Source organism: Pseudomonas sp. Q2-TVG4-2, assembly GCF_013620795.1.
GTDB lineage: Bacteria > Pseudomonadota > Gammaproteobacteria > Pseudomonadales > Pseudomonadaceae > Stutzerimonas.
Map to the genome: position 1 here is coordinate 1 of NZ_LGLW01000026.1, position 2,302 is coordinate 2,302.

The 2,302-nt window shown below is 59.0% G+C and carries 2 protein-coding genes; both read right to left on the bottom strand.

Features of this window, described 5'->3' with window-relative positions; all coding sequences use genetic code 11:
• Positions 1 to 469 precede the first annotated feature (469 nt).
• Positions 470 to 793, bottom strand: a complete 324-nt coding sequence (locus tag H3028_RS21000; protein WP_219920339.1) for a cytochrome c — start codon at positions 791 to 793, stop codon at positions 470 to 472.
• Positions 794 to 871: 78 nt separating this feature from the next.
• Positions 872 to 2,062, bottom strand: a complete 1,191-nt coding sequence (locus H3028_RS21005) for a sulfite oxidase (RefSeq protein ID WP_181299129.1) — start codon at positions 2,060 to 2,062, stop codon at positions 872 to 874.
• Positions 2,063 to 2,302: the final 240 nt, after the last annotated feature.

Sequence of the window (2,302 nt, forward strand, 5' to 3'; positions counted from 1 at the left end):
AGCATCGTGAACCACAAAATCAATATCCATCACACTCTCCTCATGGGCATCGTTTCGAACCACATGTCATGTATAGGATATAGTATGAATGATAGTCAAGGAGACATACGAAAAGTCTTCGCAGTTTCAGGCGGAAACATCTGCTGCTGGACCCACTCCGTAGCGAACCCCAAGCAACAGCCAAGATCGCCTGCCGCTGTTGGAAAATTCCGCTTCGTATGAGCATTTGGGTTCAAGGCCGCTCCCGTCCTCGAAAAGACCGACGGGCCGGCGTAGCCAACCAAGCACCAACCGTCGCGCTGGTGGGCAGTGCACTTATTCGTATGAATAGGACGGCGGCCCGCGACCGCAGAGGGGTAGGTTTATTCGCGAATTGTCGACGTCATTGCAATTTCTATCGGCGACCCAGCCGATCGAGCACCAACCGTGCCCTTGCGGGCGCCCGCCCAATATATGCCGGCCGCAGCGTCTATCGAATCCCGGCCACCATCGAGACATATTCGGAGATAGCGCTGACCTGCTCCTCGGTCAGAGCTTCGAACGCCGGCATCACGCCGATGCCTCCCCTGACTGCGGCTGTTACCCGCTCAGCGGACGGCTTCAGCGCGTCGAGGTCAGGGCCGACGGACCCGCTCGCCCCCGCATCGGCGAGCGTATGACATACCGCACAAGGTGGTGAGGCCTCGGCCGTGAACAACGATCTACCCAGTTGGAGGGTCGTTTGGTCGGCAGCCATAGACGTGAGCGAAACCGGAAACAGCAAAGCGGATACCAACCGCAGCGGCAAACGCATTCTGGGCATTATCGACATAGAGAACCTCGCATCATATGTAAGCGGTGCCCGCCCCGCCACGGAGCGGGCACTGGATGGTCACGCGACGGTTATCGACACGGAATGGCGACGCCAACCGTTGTGTCCATAACCCCGCTCGTTCTCTGGAAAATGCTCCGGCTGTGCGTTACCTTCGCTGTCAGCGGCTCGGCTGGCGACGCTATGGGTACCAGCCGGCAGGTCGGTGTCGAGTACAAAGGTGCGCCAGGCGAACCGCCCCATATCCGGGCCGACCAAACGCGCCTTACGCCAAGTCTGGCCCCCGTCGATGGATACTTCGACACCTGCAAGCGCTCGCGCGCCACCGAAGGCGACTCCGGAAATTTGAACCCTTCCTCTCACCACGTCGCGCAGCGGATTAGTTACCCATGACTTAACGTTCATCTCCCACATGGATTGCTGGCCAGGTGCGCCCTTCTCACCCACAGGTCGCATCCGATAGCCACTGGCCTGAATCGCTGCGCCGGTCTGCTTCGCGGTAAAAGCGACTTGCTTGACATACTTGATGTTGTTGACACCGTAATAGCCGGGCACCACCAACCGCAAAGGTCCCCCATGCGCAAGCGGTATCGGCTCGCCATTCATTTCCCAGGCAAGCAATGCATGTTCCTGTGCCGCCAGCGGTACCGAGCGCTCGACGACCAGGCTCTTGGGGTCGAGCCCCTCCGGCAATGCTTCACCGCCAGTACTGGTAATGAAATTCACGCCGTCAACAAGCCCACCCAGCGCCTCGACCACGGCGCGCAAGGGCACCCCGCTCCATAACACATTTCCGGCTGCACCGACTTCCCATTGCGTACCACTGGCCTTGTGGTCGAAGAAGGCACGGCCGTTACCCGAGCATTGCAAAACGGCTGCAACCGTCTCAATGCCCATCGTCTTCAGTTCCGCGACAGTAAGGGTGCGAGGGTGTTTCACGCCCTCGATGGCCACCTCCCATCCGTCACGATCATTGGTTATGGCCTCGTCTGGGGCCGGTAGGTTGTTACGCACATAGAGCTCATGATTGGGTGTGATTCCGCTGGTACCTTCACGGCCCCGCTTGGTCTCAAGAGTCGTGGCGCTGTGCACGACAAGCGCTTGCTGGTCTTTCCAGCTGGCGTAATCGGGCAAAGGATTCTGCGACGTAGCAGATGCTCGAGGCGCAAGGCCGCCAAGCCCAGCGAATGCTATCGCGCCAGCACCTGCAGCCAACACTCGCCGGCGGCTGCTATCGATTGTTTCACTCATCCAGCTTCCTCCTGCAACAGCCGGCACTCGGCCACAGAGCATGAGCGGCGCGGCCTCTTTTGTGCGGTTTAATAGAGCCGAAGCCCATTTTTTATGCTTCATCTTCTAATCAGGCCTTGAGCCCAACTGCGTTTTTCTGGCGCGGTTACGTTTTTCCGCTCCTGGTCAACAGCCAGGAATACTGCCCGCAAGGCGCGGCAGATTTCGGATCAAGCGCTTTCAAACAGACGGGTCAGCACG